Annotated in this window: 15 protein-coding genes; 11 read left to right on the forward strand and 4 right to left on the reverse strand. The window is 27.4% G+C overall.

What is annotated here, in order from left to right; all coding sequences use genetic code 4:
• Positions 1-52: 52 nt before the first annotated feature.
• Complete coding sequence (locus EI91_RS01045; RefSeq protein WP_036452075.1) at positions 53-2,434, reverse strand: phosphoketolase family protein; 2,382 nt, start codon at positions 2,432-2,434, stop codon at positions 53-55.
• A 514-nt stretch (positions 2,435-2,948) separates the two neighbouring features.
• Here EI91_RS01045 and tuf point away from each other — a divergent pair.
• From tuf to EI91_RS01075, 7 genes are all read left to right on the forward strand, one after another.
• Positions 2,949-4,136 carry an elongation factor Tu gene (gene tuf, locus EI91_RS01050; RefSeq protein ID WP_036452077.1) on the forward strand — a complete coding sequence of 396 codons (1,188 nt, stop codon included), beginning with the start codon at positions 2,949-2,951 and terminating at the stop codon, positions 4,134-4,136.
• 646 nt (positions 4,137-4,782) lie between these two features.
• A complete protein-coding gene (locus EI91_RS03570; protein WP_084177989.1) occupies positions 4,783-5,319 on the forward strand; it encodes a tRNA (cytidine(34)-2'-O)-methyltransferase in 537 nt (178 codons plus the stop codon).
• Entirely contained in the window at positions 5,303-6,025 is a 723-nt protein-coding gene (locus tag EI91_RS01055) for a TrmH family RNA methyltransferase (RefSeq protein ID WP_036452079.1), read from the forward strand. The genes EI91_RS03570 and EI91_RS01055 overlap by 17 nt, the downstream gene beginning before the upstream one ends.
• Before the next feature lie 11 nt (positions 6,026-6,036).
• Positions 6,037-6,315 (forward strand): DivIVA domain-containing protein, encoded by a 279-nt coding sequence (locus EI91_RS01060; protein ID WP_036452081.1) that lies wholly within the window; start codon positions 6,037-6,039, stop codon positions 6,313-6,315.
• Complete coding sequence (gene ylqF / locus EI91_RS01065) at positions 6,315-7,175, forward strand: ribosome biogenesis GTPase YlqF (protein WP_036452083.1); 861 nt, start codon at positions 6,315-6,317, stop codon at positions 7,173-7,175. Before EI91_RS01060 ends, ylqF begins: the two co-directional genes overlap by 1 nt.
• Positions 7,168-7,554, forward strand: coding sequence for an IMPACT family protein (locus EI91_RS01070; RefSeq protein WP_036452085.1), 387 nt, complete (start codon positions 7,168-7,170; stop codon positions 7,552-7,554). The genes ylqF and EI91_RS01070 overlap by 8 nt, the downstream gene beginning before the upstream one ends.
• Complete coding sequence (locus EI91_RS01075; protein WP_036452087.1) at positions 7,538-8,902, forward strand: M17 family metallopeptidase; 1,365 nt, start codon at positions 7,538-7,540, stop codon at positions 8,900-8,902. Before EI91_RS01070 ends, EI91_RS01075 begins: the two co-directional genes overlap by 17 nt.
• A gap of 73 nt (positions 8,903-8,975) precedes the next feature.
• Here EI91_RS01075 and EI91_RS01080 read toward each other — a convergent pair whose 3' ends face one another.
• Positions 8,976-10,982, reverse strand: coding sequence for a toxin-antitoxin system YwqK family antitoxin (locus EI91_RS01080; RefSeq protein ID WP_036452089.1), 2,007 nt, complete (start codon positions 10,980-10,982; stop codon positions 8,976-8,978).
• Positions 10,983-11,270: 288 nt separating this feature from the next.
• Here EI91_RS01080 and EI91_RS01085 point away from each other — a divergent pair, with 288 nt between their 5' ends.
• The 4 genes from EI91_RS01085 to EI91_RS01100 all read left to right on the forward strand — a co-directional run bounded on the left by EI91_RS01085 (position 11,271) and on the right by EI91_RS01100 (position 17,189).
• Positions 11,271-12,647 (forward strand): leucyl aminopeptidase family protein, encoded by a 1,377-nt coding sequence (locus tag EI91_RS01085; RefSeq protein ID WP_036452091.1) that lies wholly within the window; start codon positions 11,271-11,273, stop codon positions 12,645-12,647.
• 80 nt (positions 12,648-12,727) lie between these two features.
• On the forward strand, positions 12,728-13,348 hold the full coding sequence (locus EI91_RS01090; RefSeq protein WP_036452093.1) for a hypothetical protein: 621 nt from the start codon (positions 12,728-12,730) through the stop codon (positions 13,346-13,348).
• Positions 13,335-14,861, forward strand: coding sequence for a hypothetical protein (locus tag EI91_RS01095; RefSeq protein WP_156954223.1), 1,527 nt, complete (start codon positions 13,335-13,337; stop codon positions 14,859-14,861). Before EI91_RS01090 ends, EI91_RS01095 begins: the two co-directional genes overlap by 14 nt.
• A gap of 816 nt (positions 14,862-15,677) precedes the next feature.
• The gene (locus EI91_RS01100) at positions 15,678-17,189 is read left to right on the forward strand and encodes a hypothetical protein (RefSeq protein ID WP_036452097.1); all 1,512 of its coding nucleotides are present in this window, start codon (positions 15,678-15,680) and stop codon (positions 17,187-17,189) included.
• A 495-nt stretch (positions 17,190-17,684) separates the two neighbouring features.
• On the opposite strand, the gene der is transcribed toward EI91_RS01100, so the two are convergent.
• Both der and cmk read right to left on the reverse strand, forming a co-directional pair.
• Positions 17,685-18,992 (reverse strand): ribosome biogenesis GTPase Der, encoded by a 1,308-nt coding sequence (der, locus tag EI91_RS01105; protein ID WP_036452099.1) that lies wholly within the window; start codon positions 18,990-18,992, stop codon positions 17,685-17,687.
• Positions 18,985-19,680 carry a (d)CMP kinase gene (gene cmk, locus EI91_RS01110; protein ID WP_036452101.1) on the reverse strand — a complete coding sequence of 232 codons (696 nt, stop codon included), beginning with the start codon at positions 19,678-19,680 and terminating at the stop codon, positions 18,985-18,987. The genes der and cmk overlap by 8 nt, the downstream gene beginning before the upstream one ends.
• Positions 19,681-19,696: the final 16 nt, after the last annotated feature.

The raw sequence follows: 19,696 nt of genomic DNA on the forward strand, positions 1-19,696 counted from the left end.
GTATAAAAAACTAGCTAATAAATAGCTAGTTTTGGGTACTAATTAAATTGAATTATTTTTTCAATCCTTCTCATTTTCAGAATCTTACTTCATCTTCATCAATACCTACTGATTGAATGTATTCTTTGTGGTATTTAATTTTATCATCCATAAGTTTTACAAAATCAGCTGCTTTATCACCGTATACAGCTTTTGCTGCTGTTTGTGACATGTGGTATCTATCCATATCGCTCATTAAACGAATGTCAAATGCTGTTGTAATATCACCATTTTCTCTATATCCGTGTGGGTAAAGGTTGTGATTGTGACGATCAAAGAAAATATCTCTAATTAATCCTTCAAATCCGTGGAATGCGAAAACAACTGGTTTATCTTTTGTAAAGATTGCATCAAATTCTTCATCACTAAGTCCACGTGGATCGTGTTTAGGATTTCTTAATCTTAATAAATCAACAACGTTAACAAATCTAATTTTAAGTGTTGGATATTGTTTGTTTAAGTATTCTGCAGTAGCTAAAAGTTCAAGTGTTGGTTCTGTACCTGATGAAACAAGAACTAAATCTGGTTCTTCATTCATTGAACATGTTGATGCTCAGTCAACAACTTTAAGTCCTTTTTCAACAAGTTCTCTAGCTTCTTCTACACTAAATCATTGTTCTCTTGGTTGTTTTGAAGCAACAATAAGGTTAATTACATCTCTTTCTGTTAATGTTTTGTCTAAAACAGCAAGTAGTGTGTTAGAGTCAGCAGGTAAGTATTCTCTAATAAGTTCAGGTTTTTTATCTGCTAAGTGTCCTAAAAGTCCTGGATCTTGGTGAGTATATCCGTTGTGGTCTTGTTGGAATGCTGTTGATGTAGCAATAACGTTAAGTGATGGGTAGTCATTTCTTCAATGAACTTTTCTTGCTTTTGCAACTCATTTCATGTGTTGTGTAAGCATTGAGTCAACAACTCTAAGGAATGATTCGTATGATGCAAAGAAACCGTGACGTCCAGTAAGAACATATCCTTCAAGGAAACCTTCACATTGGTGTTCTGAAAGTTGTGAATCGATAATTCTTCCTGCTGGTCCAATTGCTTCATCTAATTCTGGATCAACTTTTTCTAATCATTGACGTTTTGTTACTTTAAGTAAGTCAAATAGTCTGTTTGATTTAGTTTCATCTGGTCCAAATGCACGGAAGTTTGTAGGGTTACGTTTAACAACTTCTGCATAGTATTTACCAGCTGTAACCATATCTTGATCTTTAATTTCACCTGGTTTTGAGAATTTTAATGCAAAATCTTCTCATTTTGGTAAATCAAGAACTTTTGGATCGATTCCACCATTTGTAATTGGGTTCATCGCCATACGTTTGTTACCTTTAGGTGCAATTTCAGCAAGTTCAGCTTTAAATTTACCATTAGCATCAAATAATTCTTCAGGTTTGTATGACATTAATCATGCTTCTAAATCTTCGATCATGTTTGGATTTTCACTTGTTACTGGAAGTGGAACTTGGTGTGATCTAAAACTTCCTTCGTATGTAAGCCCATTAATTTTGTGTGGACATGTTCAACCTTTTGGTGTACGAACGATTAAAGCTGGTCATAGTGGTCTTGTAGCTTCATCGGCAGATTTTTTTCTAGCTTCAGCATGAATTTTCAAGATTTTTTCAATAGCTTCATCAAATTTTTCTGCCATTTGTGCGTGAATTCCAACTTGATCATTAACATCAGCTTCAACAAAAATAGCTTCTCAACCAAATCCGTATAACATACTTTTAATTTCTTCGTTTGTTTTACGTGACATGATTGTTGGGTTTGAAATTTTTCCACCATTAATGTGAAGAATTGGTAATACAGCACCATCGTTTACTGGGTTAATAAATGATGTTGAGAATCAGCTTCCTGCAAGAGGTCCTGTTTCTGATTCACCATCTCCAATTACAGTAGCAGCAATAACGTCTGGGTTATCTAAAATTGCTCCTGTAGCGTGTGAAAGAGAGTATCCTAATTCACCACCTTCGTGAATTGAACCAGGTGTTTCAGGAGCAGCGTGGCTAGCTGTTCCACCAGGGAATGAGAAACGTTTAAACATTCTTGTCATTCCAGCTTCGTCTTCTGTAATTTCTGGGAATAGTTCTGTGTAACTTCCGTCAAGATATGAGTTAGAAATCATAACTTGTCCACCGTGTCCAGGTCCTTCAATATAGAACATATTAAGATCATATTTGTTAATTACACGGTTTAAGTGTGCATAAATTAAGTTTTGTCCTGGAATTGTTCCTCAGTGTCCAATTGGGTACATTTTAACATCTTCAGCTTTTAATCCACCTTTAAGAAGTGGGTTACTTCTTAAATAGATTTGTCCTGCTGAAAGATAGTTAGCTGCTCTCCATCAAGCATGGATTTTATCTAAGTATTCTTTTTTATCAAATTTTGTTTGATTCATGTAACTTCCTTTTTTAATAAATAATTTTCATTAAATTTGACACATTAGAAAAACTAATTTTCTGAATATGTATTTTAATTATCTTATTTTTCTTGCAAATAGTAAATAAATTTTTTTATATGTGGAACGTTTTCCAGTTTCATTTTTTTAAAATGTTTTAAAAAGTATTAATTGATTTCGTTTTATTTGGATTAACAATAAAATTATTTTCAAAATTTCTTAATCAACAATTAACTAAATTAATAAATAGATAAAGTTAATTTGCTGAATTTTGTAAAAATGCTTTTTTTGTTAAAATATATCTATATTTAAACGAAATGATATAAATAATAATTTTCTTATTCCACTCGTTGGTTACGGAATAATATTTTTTGTGTTTATTTTGTTAAAATATAAGTGCTAAATTAAATAGGACAGGTCCTAGGTGAAAGACTAGGCTTTGGTGGTTTTAGCGCTAGAACAAATATTATATGTATATTGAAATAAATAATTAATTCATTTAGAAAGGATACAAATGGCAAAATTAGATTTTGACCGTAGTAAAGAACACGTTAACGTTGGTACAATCGGACACGTTGACCACGGTAAAACTACATTAACAGCAGCTATTGCTACAACATTAGCTAAAAAAGGTTTATCAGAAGCTCGTGATTACGCTTCAATCGATAATGCACCTGAAGAAAAAGCACGTGGTATTACAATTAATACATCACACATCGAATACCAAACAGAAAAAAGACACTACGCACACGTAGACTGTCCAGGTCACGCTGACTATGTTAAAAACATGATTACTGGAGCAGCTCAAATGGATGGAGCTATCTTAGTTGTTGCTGCAACAGATGGACCTATGCCTCAAACACGTGAACACATTCTTTTATCTAAACAAGTTGGTGTTCCTCGTATCGTTGTTTTCTTAAACAAATGCGATATGTTAGAAGGTGAAGAAGAAATGATCGAATTAGTTGAAATGGAAATTCGTGGTCTTCTTTCAGAATACGGATTTGATGGTGATAATGCACCAATTATCCGTGGATCAGCTTTAAAAGCACTTGAAGGTGATGCAGCTTACGAAGAAAAAATTATGGAACTTATGGAAGCTGTTGATTCATACATCGAAACACCTGTTAAAGAATTTGACAAACCATTCTTAATGGCTGTTGAAGACGTTTTCACAATTACAGGACGTGGAACTGTTGCTACAGGACGTGTTGAACGTGGAAAATTACAATTAAACGAAGAAGTTGAAATTGTTGGTCTTAAACCTACTAAAAAAACAGTTGTTACAGGAATTGAAATGTTCCGTAAAAACCTTAAAGAAGCACAAGCTGGAGATAACGCTGGATTATTACTTCGTGGAGTAAACCGTGAAGATGTTGAACGTGGACAAGTTTTAGCTAAACCAGGTTCAATCGTTCCTCACACAGAATTCGAAGCAGCTATCTATGTACTTAAAAAAGAAGAAGGTGGACGTCACACACCATTCTTTAAAAACTACAAACCTCAATTCTACTTCCGTACAACAGACGTTACAGGTGGAGTTGAATTTGAAGCTGGACGTGACATGGTTATGCCAGGTGAAAACGTTAACTTAAAAGTTAAATTAATCGCACCTATCGCTGTTGAAGAGGGAACAAAATTCTCTATCCGTGAAGGTGGACGTACAGTTGGTGCTGGATCAGTTACAAAAATTATTAAATAATTTAAAACAAAATCCAAATCTCAAAACTCAGTTTTTAACTGAGTTTTTTATTTTTATTAGAAATATAAAAATAGTAAAAATAATTTTTTTAAGAATGAGTTGAAAAAAATTTTTTAAAACTTATATTACTGTTTTTAAGTGTTAAAAGTTTTTTAGATTTGGTTAAGAAAAATAAAAAAAATACTTTTAAACCTATTTTTAAGGTATAAAAGTAATTTTTAATGATAAACATGGTTAAATGTCGTATAAAAAAATTTTTATACCTTAAAAATAGTGTTTTTAGTTTAAAAAATTCGGTTAAGTTTTATAATTATTATGTGGAAGTAAAAAATGAATTGCATATTTAAAAATTACCAAAAGTAATTTATTAGAACTTGCAAATTTTCTTAATATGGTCAATTAAGAATGAATTCTGATAAATTGAATTTGTTATAACACACTTGAAAATAAGAATTTAAAACTTATAGTATTTATTTAATTCATCTGCATTTTATTATACATTCCACACTCTAAAAAAGAGTTTTTAAATAAATACTATTTAAATTGAACTTATTTGTTTTTATTTCATTCATAAAAAACGCACTTTTTAGTGCGTTTTTCTTTTTTAATAACTTATTTTATTAAATATAAAATATATAATAATAATATGTTAAATATAGTTTTATATCAACCTGAAATTTGTCCTAATACAGGTAATATTATTCGTACTTGCTTTGCTCTTGGTGCAAAGCTACACATCATAAAACCAATAGGTTTTGATTTACATCCAAAATGATTAAGAAGATATGGAGCAGGTAGAATGCTTAGTGATATACCGCATGAAGTGCACGCTTCATATGAAGATTTTGCTAAAAAATACAATGATAAAAAGATTTTTTATGTGACTCGCTATGGCTTGAAAACTTATGCTGATGTTGATTATAAGACAGAATATCAAAATACAAAGGAAGTTTGAATGATGTTCGGAAGAGAATCAACAGGAATTGATAAAAAGGTTTTACAAGATCATTTAGAAGATTGCATTCGTATTCCAATGGTGTCAGCAATGCGGTCAATTAATTTAGCAAATTGTGTAAGTATTTTAGGTTTTGAAGTTATGAGACAATTAGAATTTGTTGAGTTATCAATTTATGAAGTTGAAAAAGGGAAAAATTACTTAATTGAAAATGATTTTAACAAGTAAGAGCAATTCAAAAGTTAAATTTTGAAAAAAATTACGAGAGAAAAAATATCGTGATTTAGAAAATCTATACCTTATTGATGGATATCATTTAGTAGAAGAAGCTCGAAAGCAAAATCTTTTAGTTGAAACTATTGAATTAATAGGAAAGGCACGTTTTTCAGATTCTATTCAAGTTACTGAAGATATTTTAAAATATCTCTCAAGTACTGTAACTCCACAAAGCATTATAGGAGTTGTACAAAAAAGAAAAAATCAAATAAAACCAATTCACAAAGTTGTTGCTTTAAATAACTTACAAGATCCAGGCAATGTTGGTACAATTATTCGACTTGCGAAGGCGTTCGAATTCGATACTGTTTTAGTTGAAAATTTAGATCCTTATAATGATAAAGTTATTCGTGCAAGTCAAGGTGCTTTTTTTGATGTTAATATTTTAGAAACTAAAAATATAGCTTTCAATCTTCAAAAACTTAAAGAAAAAGGATTTTTTGTTTATGAAACGTTGCTAGATCAAAATGCTAAAAAACTTGCTGAAGTTTCATTTCCTAATGATAAGTTAGTAATTGTGCTGGGTAATGAGGGAAATGGTATTAGTCAACAAGTAAAAGAACTTTCGGATACAAATGTTTATATACCTATTGCTTTTGAAAGTTTAAATGTAGCTTGTGCCGCTGCAATTATTATGGAAAGAGTGCGAAATAGTTAAAAGGAGTAGTTATGAATGATTTAATTAAGAATTTAAAAGAAGAAATAGTTAGACGAAATTTTAAAGTTTCATTAAATGGTTATTCAAAAGCTGATGTGGATATTTTTTTAGAACATATCGCTACTCGTTTGCATTATTTATCGCAAGATATTAATTTATTAGAAAGTGATTTAGATAAAAAAGAAAAAATGATTGTAGATCAGAAAAATAGAATTGATGAACTAACTTTTGAAGTTAACAGACTTGAAAAACAAATTAAAAAATTAGAAGAAAGTAATAAAGGTAACTAATGGAAGAATTTAAAGAGCAATCAACAGAATACCAAAATTTAATTCAGTGATTTCCTGGACACATGGCGAAAGCAATGAAGGAAATCAAAGAAAATGCTAACTTATGTGATTTATTCATTATTGTTTTAGATGCTAGATGTCCAATTAGCTCATATAATGAAGATTTTGATGCAATTTCACCTCAAAAACCACGGCTTTTCATTGTCACAAAAAGTGATCTTATGGATAAAAGTAAAAAAGATTTAATTAATGGACGCTTCAAAGGTGAAAATATTTTATGACTTGACCTAAGACAAAAGTCGTCAAAGAAAATTATTTTGCAAAAAATTAAACAAATTATGAAAGCAAAAATTGAGCGTGATAAAGCTAAGGGTATGCTAATTTCAAGATTAAAATCATTTGTAGTTGGTGTTCCAAATTGTGGTAAAAGTACTTTGATTAATTTAGTTTCGGAAAAAGCTAAATTAAAGGTTGCTAATTACCCTGGTGTTACTCGTGAAAAAAAATGGGTTGTTAATAACGAGTTTCTTTTTTTAGATACACCTGGTATCTTGCTTCCAAAATTTGAAAACCAAGAAACTGCAATCAAATTGTTAACAATTGGTTCAGTAAAATTAGAAAACTTTCCAACTGAATTTGTTGCCATTCAAATGTGAAAATTAATTAGCAAATATTATCCTGAAAGGTTAGTTAACTTAGGTTTACAAGTTTCAAATGATGATAAAGAAATTTATGGGTTATTCTTTGAATACGCTGAAAAGTTTAAGTTTTATAAGGATAAAGGCCGTGTTGATTTGGATAAAGCTCATCAACATTTTATTAATTTTTGTCGTAACCTAAAAGATGTTACTTATGATTAAAGAAGAGTTAGTTATTAAAAAATCAAAATTTATTAGTTATGCATTTAAAGTGCAAAATAAAGAAGAAATTAAAGAAATTTTATTAAGTCTCAAAAAAGAGCACAAAAAATCTCGTCACGTTTGTTACGGTTACTTATTATTTCAAAATGGTGTAGAAAGTGCTGGTTTTAGTGATGATGGCGAACCAAAAAACACCGCGGGTAGACCAATTTATGATTTATTACAAATTAAAAAGGTTTTTAATTACTTGATAGTTGTGGTTCGTTATTTTGGCGGAATTAAGCTTGGAGCTGGTGGTTTAGTTCGTGCTTACCGTGAGAGTTCTTTATTAGCCATTAATAAAATTTTAGAAGGGAAACAAAATGAAGATTTTAAATAATAAAAATTTAAATTATATGCTTATTCGGGCTGCATACGAGAATGGAAAATTTCCTGAATTTGTTGCAAGAAAAAATTTAGCAGTTACAGAAGATTTACAAAATAATATTGCTTATGTTTATATTGATAAAAAACACAGCAACTTAGAAGGTGTTACTCAAGTAATTAACAAATTTGCAAGCAGTTTAAACCGTAATTACGCTTTTGATTTAAAAAGTTTTATAACAGAAAATTTATCTGTTGAAGAATTAATTAGATTATTTATTATTAAAAGTGATTTTGCTACTGCAAAGCTCTTTAAGAAAACTATTGAAAAATCAGAAAAAAACGAAAAAAGCTTAGCTTTATATTTAAATCAAAGATATGATGCTGAACTCATCAAAAAAGCTCAATATCTTTCAAGAGCAATTTCAAAAGTTAGAAATTTACAAATTATGCCAGAAAACTTTTTAAATTCAGAAATTTTAGCTTCTTTAGTAAGTAATGACTTTTCGGGAATCGATCACTTAAAGACTACAGTACTTACAAAAAAAGAAATTACTGATTTAAATATGGGTCTACTTTTATCTGTTAATAAAGGTAGTACACATGAGCCTAGAGTTGTAATTGCTGAATACAAAGGTAATCCTGATTCAGAAGAAAAAATTGCAATCGTTGGTAAAGGTATAACTTTTGATACAGGTGGTGTAAATACTAAAGGATATCATATGGATGGAATGAAATATGATATGTCAGGTTCAGTTATTGCCGCATATGCTGTTAAAGTTTTAGCTTTATTAAAAGCAAAAGTTAATGTGGCTGCTGTAATGTGCATTACCGATAATAGAATTAATGCAGATGCTTCTTTACCAGAAAATGTTTATCAATCAATGAGCGGAAAATGAGTTGAAGTTGTTGATACAGATGCTGAAGGACGTTTAGTTTTAGCTGATGGTCTTTATTATGCAGCAACAAAATTAAAAGCTACTACATTAATTGATGTTGCGACATTAACAGGTTCAATTTTAGTTGCTCTTGGTAATGTTTATTCTGGAATTTGATCAACAAATGATGCTAAATGAGAAACATTTAATAAAGCAGCTCAAATTGCTCAAGAAAAAGTTTGAAGAATGCCAATGCATGAAGATTATAATAAGGGTAACAAAGGTTCTAAGGTTGCTGATTTAGCTTCATGAAGTAAAACAGTTCGTGTCGATTCTTCACAGGCAGCTATGTTTTTAAAAGAATTTACCAATGGTGTTGATTATATTCACTGTGATGTAGCTGGTACAGCTGATAGAAACGGTGAACCACAAGGAGAACTAGTTTCTACTTTAGTTGAATATTGTTTATTAAACCAAAGCAAATAATAATAAAATCTCAGACATTTCTGAGATTTTTTGTTTAAAAAATAATCTTACTATCAGTAAGATTATTTAAATTTTAATTTTCTTTTATATTATCTTTTGAAAAGCTTGCGGTACGAACATTTTTACTAAATAAATCAGTGTCTCTGATGATGTCATCAGCAAATTTATTAGTTCTTTTTTCATATTGTTCAACCGAAATTTTATTTCCTTCTCAGTAAGCTTCTTTAGTAGAAACTGTTTGATTAAGGAAGAATAATAAGTGGAAACCATGTTTTAAACCATTTTCAAATTGAGTTATTTCTTTATATTGAAGTGTTTTTTCTGCTTCATTATAATATCATTCAATTCTATTACCATTTTCTTTTCCGTTTGAATAAGCAGTTGAAAGTTGTAAGTTTTTATTTTCAGTAAAGCTATCTCCATCAAAAATGTAAGCATTACCGTTTAAAATACCCATTTCATAGCATCTAACAAAATAAACTCATTTTTCAAATTGGTCTTTTTCATAACTTATTTCATCACCATTTTTTACACCATTTTTGAAGTTGCAAAGATATAAGATTTTTGAGTTTTTTGTATCTAAAATTGAAGATTTTTTGGTGTATTTTCCTGTTTTTAAACCTTCTCTATTAACTGTGAATTTTTCACGCATTTCATCGCTAGTTTTTTGAGTATCAATTAATGGTTGATATAAAGTTAATGTTGTATTTCCACTATCTAAGTCTTGATCGACATCAATAATACTTTTGACTTTATAATTTGTAATTTCTAAGTAAAGTGGTTCAAAAGTTTTTGAAAAGTTTTCAAATAACTTAGTTATATTAAATAAGGTTCCTAAAAATCCTAAAACCATCAAAATAATAGAAGCATATTTAAAAAGTAAGTTAGGTTTTTTATTTGTAAGAACGTAGTAAATAAATTTTTTATCTTTTGATTTTGTAATAGCTTCTCTTTTAGAATCCATTTTCATAGTTGAAGGATCATCTTCAGATTTGAAAAATTCTAATTTACGTGATTCATATCAAACTCTTGTGCCATAAACACCCAATACAATAGACATAATTAGCAATATTGCAAGAGCTAAACCTAGAGAAACTCAATAAGCTATTGGAAAATCTGTATAGTCAACAAATTTGTTTATAAGCATTTTTGATAATAGTGGTAATAAAACAAGTAAGAATAATAAAATTCCACCAGAAACAAAACCTTTTATAAAGTTTGTTTTAGCATTTTTAGTGCTTTCTTCATATCTTTTAATAGGTGCATTATACTCGTTGATAACTAAAATATATTCATCATAGCATTGCTTTGTGAATTCATTAAAAAATACTAATTCAGATAACTTGATAAATAAATCAATATTTTCCTTTGTAAATTCATTGTTAGTTTTAAAATTTTTAGCTTTCTTAGCGATATCAAGTAAATTTAAGTTGCTTTCAAAATAAAATCTTTCTGGTTGTGTTTTGTTAATAACGCTTAAAACTGAATAAATATTTAGTTTGTTTAAATTTTCTAAGTCATTTTCTAAACTATCTTCTATTTTTTCTTTTGACCCAGAAAAATCTTGGTAAAAAGTATCAATACTTTCAGTGTCTTCAAAATAGTCTATTTTATTTTTAATATCTAAATATTTATTATATTCATCACTTTTGAATTTATTTGCAATTTTTTGCTCATTAGCTTGCAAAATAGCCATGATAGTTCAGTTAATTAATGGTAGTGAATAAAGAGTTAGCTCTTCTTGCCCTCCGTTAATTAAATAATTGAATTTATTAGAAAAATCTTCTCAGTATTTTTTGCTTTCATCAGATGTATTTTTTAAATTTTCAAATTTAATCAAATTTTTTAAATTTTTCTTAATGTCCTCAGTATTTTGTTGATAAATATCATTTCTTGCTACTAATTTATAAACATTAATGTATCTAAATGTTTTTAAATTCGAATCAGGTGTTCAAGCTTCGCTTAGCAAGTTTTGGTTTTCTAATACAGGATCTTTAATAATAAAATTTTCTCATTTTTTCAGTTTATTACGTGTTTCTTCAAGTGTGTCTTGATTAAAAATAAAATTTTTATCAATCATATTTTTGTTTCTCCTTCTAACAACAAACATTTTAAAATTTATGTTTTTATATCTCGTAAATTCAAATGTTTTTATATTTTTATTATATATACGAATATAAATAAAAAGCTTTTTTGGTTAATTTACATTAAAAAAATGAAATTTTATTTCATTAGGTGTTTTTATTTTTTAAACTTCAAAAATTGAAATATTTGAATTTTTGAATAAATCAATATTTAGAAAAAATAATAATGTTAAAACTACAAAAGTGTAAAATTAAACATATATTTAATATAAGAAAGGATATTTATGAAAATTACACAAGTTGAAAATTTAAGAAATAGTGATTTATTAGTTAAAGCTGTTTTTAAAGGTGGAGAATACCCAAAAACATTAATTGAAAAAAATTCTGTAGTAACAGAATATTTTGATAAAAATGAAGCATTAGCTTATATGGGAGATGCTGAAAAATATGATTATAATTCAGTATTTAACTTCGCTAAATCATTTTTCTCTTCACAAGTTAGAAATGTGCAAATTGATTTAGATTCATTTGTTAATGGTAAAGTTTGCATTTCATGTGTAGTTAAAGCTTTCGTTTATGCTTATAACTATGTAAAAGCTGATATTTATTCAGCAAAAACAAATAAAAAAGAAGAAGAATACTCAACAAGTTTATTAAGTACTGCTGATAGTTCAAAATATCAAGAAGCACTTAACGAAGCTGTAGTTCTTTCAGATGCTGTTAACTTTGCTAGAAATTTACAAGTTACACCACCTAATATTTGTAACTCAGAATGATTAGCAGAAGAAGTTGTTAATGATTTAAAACAATATTCAAATTTAAAAGTAACAGTTTTAGACAAAAAAGCTATTGAAGCACAAAAAATGGGATTACTTTTATCAGTAAACCGTGGAAGTATGTATGAACCACGTGTTGTTGTAATCGAGTACAATGGAAATCCTGATTCAAAAGAAAAATCAGTATATGTTGGAAAAGGTATTACTTTTGATTCAGGTGGATACAGTTTAAAACCTGGAAGAAGCATGCTTGGAATGAAATACGATATGTCAGGTTCAGTATTTGTTGCTAGTGCTATGAAAGCTATTGCACAATTACAACCTAAAGCAAACGTTGCTGCAATTATGTGTATTACAGACAACCGTGTTAATGGTGATGCTTCATTACCTGATTCAGTTTGAACATCAATGAATGGTAAAACAGTTGAAATTAATAATACAGATGCTGAAGGTCGTTTAGTTATGGCTGACGGTTTAACTTATGCTGTTAGAAATCTTAAAGCGACACGTTTAGTCGATGTTGCTACACTTACAGGTGCTATTTTAGTAGCTCTTGGTTCAACATATACAGGAGTTTGAGCTACTACAGATCAAGCTTGAAATGACTTAAAAGCTGCAGCTGACAAACAAAACGAAGCTGTATGAAGAATGCCGCTTGATGAAGCGTTTGCTAAAGAAATTAGAAATTCAGTTGTTGCTGATTTAAAAAACACAGATTTATCTGGAGCTGGTGGTGGAAGTTCATCTGCTGCAATGTTCTTAAAAGAATTTACAGAAGATGTTGAATACATTCACTTAGACGTTGCTGGTACTGCAGATATTGCTTCTAGACCAACAGGAGTAATGGTTAAAACTCTTGTGCAATTAGCTTTAAATCAAAAATAATTGTTTAAAACCACTAAGTAAATTAATTCACTTAGTGGTTTTTATATAAAAAATAAATTAGATATATAAAGGATAAGTTTATGAAATTTCAAAAAATAATACCAATATTATCTTTGGGAACAATTACTGCGACAATTCCATTATTTTCCTCTTCTCAAAGCGAAAAAACAGTTGATATAAAAAAAGAACTTTTAGACTTTTTAAAACAAGATTTGACTGAATTTTATAAAAATAATGTCAAGCGAATTCGAGTCTTTTTTAATAAAGTAAAAAATGATAATCAAATTAAACAATATATTAATTCAGTTAATGAAAATTTTTCATTAACTGAAATTCTAGAATTATTGGTGCATTTAAAAATTACATTGTTTGAGAAAAAAGTAGTTTTAGCAGAAACAAAAAGACACAAAATTAGAGAAATTCAAAACAATAAAATATATAAAACGAGTAAGAAAATCTACAAAGATAAGTTTTATCCAGTTTATAAAAAAGAATATACTGAATTAGATAATTTAAATCTTCAAAATGGTGTTGTTTGAAAAGTTGCTGATGGATGATTTTCATATCCAAAGTTATATATATCACCTGAACTAAAGAACATTATAGGTTTATATAAATATAAAGATTATAAATATACACTTTTATCAGAAGGGAATGGATTCAATTTTGGAAACAAAATTAAACTTAATGAAAAGATCTAGAAAATGAATTTCATGAATTGGTCTTTCTGTACCAGTAGGACTTGTTGCTTCTTTTTATATTTACCAAAGTTGAAAAGAAGAAAATCCTAAATTCAGTCATTTTAATAAAAATAATAATTTACTTTCATATAATCTTTTACACGATATACACACTAATATTTTAAGTTCTAGCGATTTAGAAGGTTTTGGTTCTTTTTCAGACAATTCATATAGAGTAAGTAGATATCCGAGTGATGTTAAAACTATTCAAGATGTAGATAATTTTTATAAATTTGAAGATAAAAATTTTTATACAAATTTTGTTCTAGTAGGTAGAGAGGTTTTTGATGAAATCGGTGTACTAGTTCTGTATTTTGAAAGAAGGGAAAACTTTTCTCAAAAAAATATTGAAAAACTTAACCCTAATAATATGCATAAAGTTATACTTAATGGCTTTCGAAAAAAAGATATTTCTAGCAAAAAACCTGAAACTACTATTAATGCAGCAACTGAAGTTAATAACATAGGATTTTATTATCAAAATAGTGATAAGACAGAAATTGGAAATGGTAATTTTTTCAATTTTATAAAAACTAATGATAATTCTTATCCTAGAAAATGATTTTTAATTACAGCTGGTCATACTCTTTATGATGCTTTTGATAAAGAAAGCTTTAATTTAAATTTATTTAATACAGATGTCAACATTAAAGTGCAAGCCAAAGTAGTTCAGGACGGAAGAAATCAATGAGATTATGATTTAACTCTTTTAACAAAAAACTTACCAGATAATTTAAAAGAAAAGGGAATTTCTCCTTATCTTGATTATGCGATTCTAGAAATTGATTTTCAAAATGAAGATGACGCTAAAAAAGTTACATCAACTAATATTAAAGATAATATCTTCTATCAAATTTATGGTTTTAAAAAACCAACAGGATTTTACGATATTGAAGAGGAGAAAAGTGTTTATAAATATATAGAAAGTTCGAATAGGTACAATTATAAATATTCAAAATACTTTTCAGAACCTACAAGTGCAAATAGTGAGATTTATTCATATCTAGAAGTTCCGTATTTAAAAAATGAAAAAGTATTTATATTAAATGATAAGTTATATATTGATTTATCTTATTATGAAATATTTACTGATACCAAACTAGGATTAGGGTCATCAGGAATAGCTGTAAATGCAGATATTACTCCGTATATTAAAATTGCAGAAAATAAAAATAACGGACTTTGAATGCCTTTTCTAAATACTAATAAACTTAGAGAAAGTTATGAAACTATACTCAATTTTTTATTTAATGATAATGTATCAAATACCTATATTGATTTAGGATATAACATTTTATTTGAAGATAAATATGCTGCAAATCAAAGCAAAAGTTTTGAAAAAACCTTTCAAAATCTTTATCCAAATTCAGAACTTGGTTTTTCTAAAGAAAAATTATTGATTAATATAGATAAAAAAGAATATACGATACAAATTAATATAAATGATTTATTAAAAACAATAGCCAATAAATAAACTTCTGGCTATTTTTTTATTGGCAATGTATTTTCATGAGTTTCGGAGTTTTAAAAGTTAAAAAAACGAAGATAACTGAAAAATAGTGATATTCGTATTTTTTATCTTTAAATTACTTGCACAATTATTGTATAAATAAATATTTAGAAAAATAATAATCATAAAAATACAAAAGTGTAAAATTAAGCATATATTTTGAGAAAAAATATTTATGAAAATTAAATAAGTTGAAAATTTGAGAAACAGTTTTTTAGTAAAAGATGTTTATAAAGATTGATAATACCTTTTTAGTAGCTCTTGGTTGAATATATACAAAAGTTTCAGTTACAAGAAAATAAGCTTAAAACGATTTAAACCCTGCAATTTATAAACAAAATGGAGTTATTTACAAGCAATAAAACAATATATTAAATTTATGTAAAATTTTTGATTATCTTGATTTTAAAAAGTTATATGACTCGATAGTTTTAATATATTCATTGAGTATTTCGATTGCGTTAGTTGAGCGACAAATATAAGAATAACATAAACTTTAACAGCTTTAAGCTTATTAGACTTGAAAGTGTCAATACAATTTATGAAAATTTTAATGTTTAAGGTTTAAATGATTGAAATTTTCAACTTGAAAATAATTCAAATAATATGTTATAAATTTCTTTTAAATATAGTAATAAATTAAAAATGGTGTAGTTTGAAAAGTAACAGATGGGTAATTTGTGTATCCAGATTTATATGTTGTAATTCAAATAAATAATAATCAATACGATTACAAAAATTACAAATATTATTGATTATCACCAGGAAATGAGTTTAACTTTGGAAATAAAATCAAAATTATTTAAAAAAATACTTTCTTTAGGATTTCCAATAACTGGTGGAATTATTCTTGCTGGTATTTCTATTTATATTTCAGCAAAACAAAAAAATCCAAAATTTGAGTATTTTAATAAACTTGATAAATTACATTCTTATAATTTATTTCACAATAATGGTTCTTTATTTTCTCAGTCTACTAGCATATCTAAATATGGCATATTTTTAGATAACAATTATAAAACAACTAGATATCCAAGTGATATAAAAAGAGTCAAAGATGTGGATAATATATTTAAATTTACTAATTATAATATTTATTCAAATACGGTATTAGTAGGTACGGAAGCTTTTGATGAAATAGGTACATTAATTTTGTATTTTGTTGATTCTAAAATATATAGTGAAACAAATATTGATAATATTGAACCTAAAGAAATGCAAAGGGTAATTATAAGTGGGTTTCTTAAAAAAGAAAGAAAATCATCATCTAATGAAGTTAAAACTACTTTGACTGCAAATAATCAACCTAATAATATTGGATTTTATTACCAAAATAATGCAAAAAAATATTTAGGAAATGGTAATTTTTTTAATTTTTTAAAACCAAACAACGAGAAGTACCCAACAAAATGATTTTTATTAACAGCTGGTCATTTATTTTATGATCTTTTTGATAAAAATAGTTTTGACTTAAATATATTTAATACAAGTATTGATATTCAAGTAAAAGCTAAAGTAATACAAGATGGAAGAAATCAATGAAATTCTGAATTAAGCTTTTTTAAAAAATTTCTACCAGATAATTTAAAAGAAAAAGAAATATTACCTTATTTAGATTACGCTATCCTAGAAATAAATTTTAAAAATGCAGAAGATGCAAGAAAAGTAACATCAATTAATATCGAGGAAAATGTTTTCCATAAAACTTATGGTTTGAATAATTCTGTTGGTTATTATGATTTAAATGATAATAACCAACCTGTTTATAAGTATATTAATAATTCTAATAGATATAATTACAAGTATTCTAACCAAAATGGTGTACAAAATCCAAGTAGATATTATATTTATTCATATTTAGAAGTTCCTTATCTCAAAAATCAAAAAGTATTTACAATAAATGGGAAATTGTATATCGATCTTTCTTACTATGAAATTTTTACAGATACTCAGTTGGGATTTGCATCATCTGGTTTAGTTGCAAATCCGCTTTACATTCCTTATATTAAATTAGCTGAAAATGACATTGATGGGCTATGAATGATATTATGAAATAGTTATAGAATTACACTTGATTACCGCGAAATTTTTAGAAAGCAATTTAATGAAGAAACGTATGAAGCATATTCAAATTTAAGTTATAACATTTTGTTTGAAGATAAATATGCTCCAAATCAAAATAAAAGTTTTGAAAAAACATTTAATGAATTGTATAAAAACCAAGAATTAGGATTTAAAAAAGAAGATTTATTTGTAAATTTTAGTGATTACAGTATTCCTTCAAAAAAATAAGTTAAAAATAAAAAAGTTGATTAAATTATCAATTTGCCTTAATTGTAATTTACAGTGCAACACCCTGATTATTAGCAAAATAATATTAGGGTGTTGTTTTTTTCTAAATTTACAATAAAAAAATCCACTTCAGAACTTTAGACAACTAGTGGATGGATAAATATTATATAAATAATGTGGCATAAACACAAAATATAATTAAAATTTCTTTCTATTATTTTACGAGAAATCAAATTTAATCAAATTGATAGAATTTATAAATTTAGTGATGCCGATAGAAAAACTTATAGAAGATATAAATATAAAAAATATTTTGTTATAAAAATTAAAAGTCTAAAGATTTTATTAGAAAAAGCTCAGTAAAATAATTTTAAAAAATTAATATTATGTAAAGTTTAATTTATTTTCTGAGTATTTATTAAGAGTTTTGCAGTTTGCTGATTTTAGTTTTATCTTTTATTAAAAAAGCTGACAAATTACTTGTCAGCAGAAAAATTATTCTAAACCATTTTTATTTTTGAAATTAATTTGAATTGGACATCCACGGAAGTCAAATGTTTGTCTTAATTGATTCTCTAAAAATCTTTGATAAGAGAAATGGACAAACTTTTTATTATTAACAAAAAATGTAAATGTTGGTATTTTAGCTCTTTCTTGACGAACATAGTAGATATTTAATCTTCCACCGTTATATGGCTGAGCTGGTTGAATTAACTGAGATTCAAGTACTAAGTTTGAAAGTAAAGATGGTTTAATATCTCTTTCTAAGTTAGTACGTACTAGTGTGATTGTTTCGTAAAGTTTATTAATTCTTTGATTAAATTTTGCAGAAATAAAGACAAAAGGAACTCAAGGTACGAAATGAAATTTATTACGCATTTTTTTCTCAAATTCCGCCATTGTATTAGTCTCTTTAGCGACTAAATCTCATTTATTTACAACTATAATTATTGGTTTTTCATGATCTAAAGCATAACCAATAATTCTAGAGTCAAAATGAGAAAATTCTGGTTGTGTTGCGTCTATTACAATTAAAGATAAATCAGCTTCTGATAAAGAATTCATTGCCCGCATTAAAGCATAGTGATCAACGCTTTCTATTAATTTTGATTTTTTAGTAATACCTGCAGTATCAACAACATTATATTTTTGATCATTTAAAGTAATAATTGATTTTACACTATCACGAGTTGTTCCTGCTATTTCTGAAACAATTGAACGATTTTCTTTAGCGAGATTATTAAGAAGAGAGCTTTTCCCGGCATTTGGTTTACCAATGATTGCTAAGTTAAAAACTTCTTCTTGTTCTTGGTTAGAAAAATCTAAGTATTCAATACATTTATCTAAAACTTCACCAATACCTTCACCGTGCATAGCACTAATTGGGAAAATATCATCAACACCAAGTCGATATCAGCCATAATCAAATTGTTGGTTATTTTCAAGCTTATTTGCTACTGCAATAATTGGTTTATCACTTTTACGTAAAATATTCATAATGAATAAATCATCGTTTGTAATTTCACTGAGACCATCAAATAAAAAAATGATAACATCTGCTTCTTCAATTGCAATTTTAGCTTGAATTTGAATTTGTTCTTGAAAAGGACGATTTTCAATTTCAATACCACCTGTATCAATGAAACGCATTTCTTTTCCAGTTCAAAGAACCTTTTCATACAATCTATCTCTGGTTACACCAGGCTGATCATGTACGATAGATACTTTTTTACCAATTAATTTGTTAAAAAAAGTACTTTTCCCTACATTGGGTTTTCCTATTATTGCTACTGTATTACTCATTTTTCTCCTTTTCAAGCTCTTTATCTTTAATTGTTTTATTTACTAAATCAATAATTTCCTGAATTACTTCTTCTTGTGTCATATGAGTGCAATCAATTAAAATAGAGTCTTCAGTTTTATGTAAAGGATCGACTTCACGGTTCATATCTTGTGCGTCACGTTTTTTAACATCGTATAGCACTTCATCATAATTAGTTTCATAACCCATTTGTAAATTTTGTTTGTATCTTCTGTTTGCTCTTTCTTCAGGATCGGCTCAAAGAAAAATTTTAACTTCAGCGTGAGGCATTAATTTAAAAGTTGTATCACGTCCGTCAATAATAAAACCTTTTCTTCTTTTTGTCATATGATGAATAAAATCAACGACATACTCACGAACTTCTGAAATTTTAGCAATATTTGGGACAGTTTGAGAAATATATTCCCTACGAATATCTTTAGAAATATTTTCATCATTTAAAAATATTTCATCATTTTCCTTTAATTCTATATTTAAATCTGAAAGCGAATTGATAATACCAACTTTATCATTAGAAGCAATATCACTTTTAATGACATTAAAGGTAATAGCACGATAAATGCTACCACTATTAATAAAAGTATATTTTAAACGCTTAGCTATTTCGTTTGCAACTGTTGACTTACCTGCACCTGATGGTCCGTCAATCGCAATATTTACTCTTTTCATAATTACCTTTCAAATC

This window comes from Mycoplasma buteonis, from assembly GCF_000733865.1.
Lineage (GTDB): Bacteria > Bacillota_I > Bacilli_A > Mycoplasmatales > Metamycoplasmataceae > Mycoplasmopsis > Mycoplasmopsis buteonis.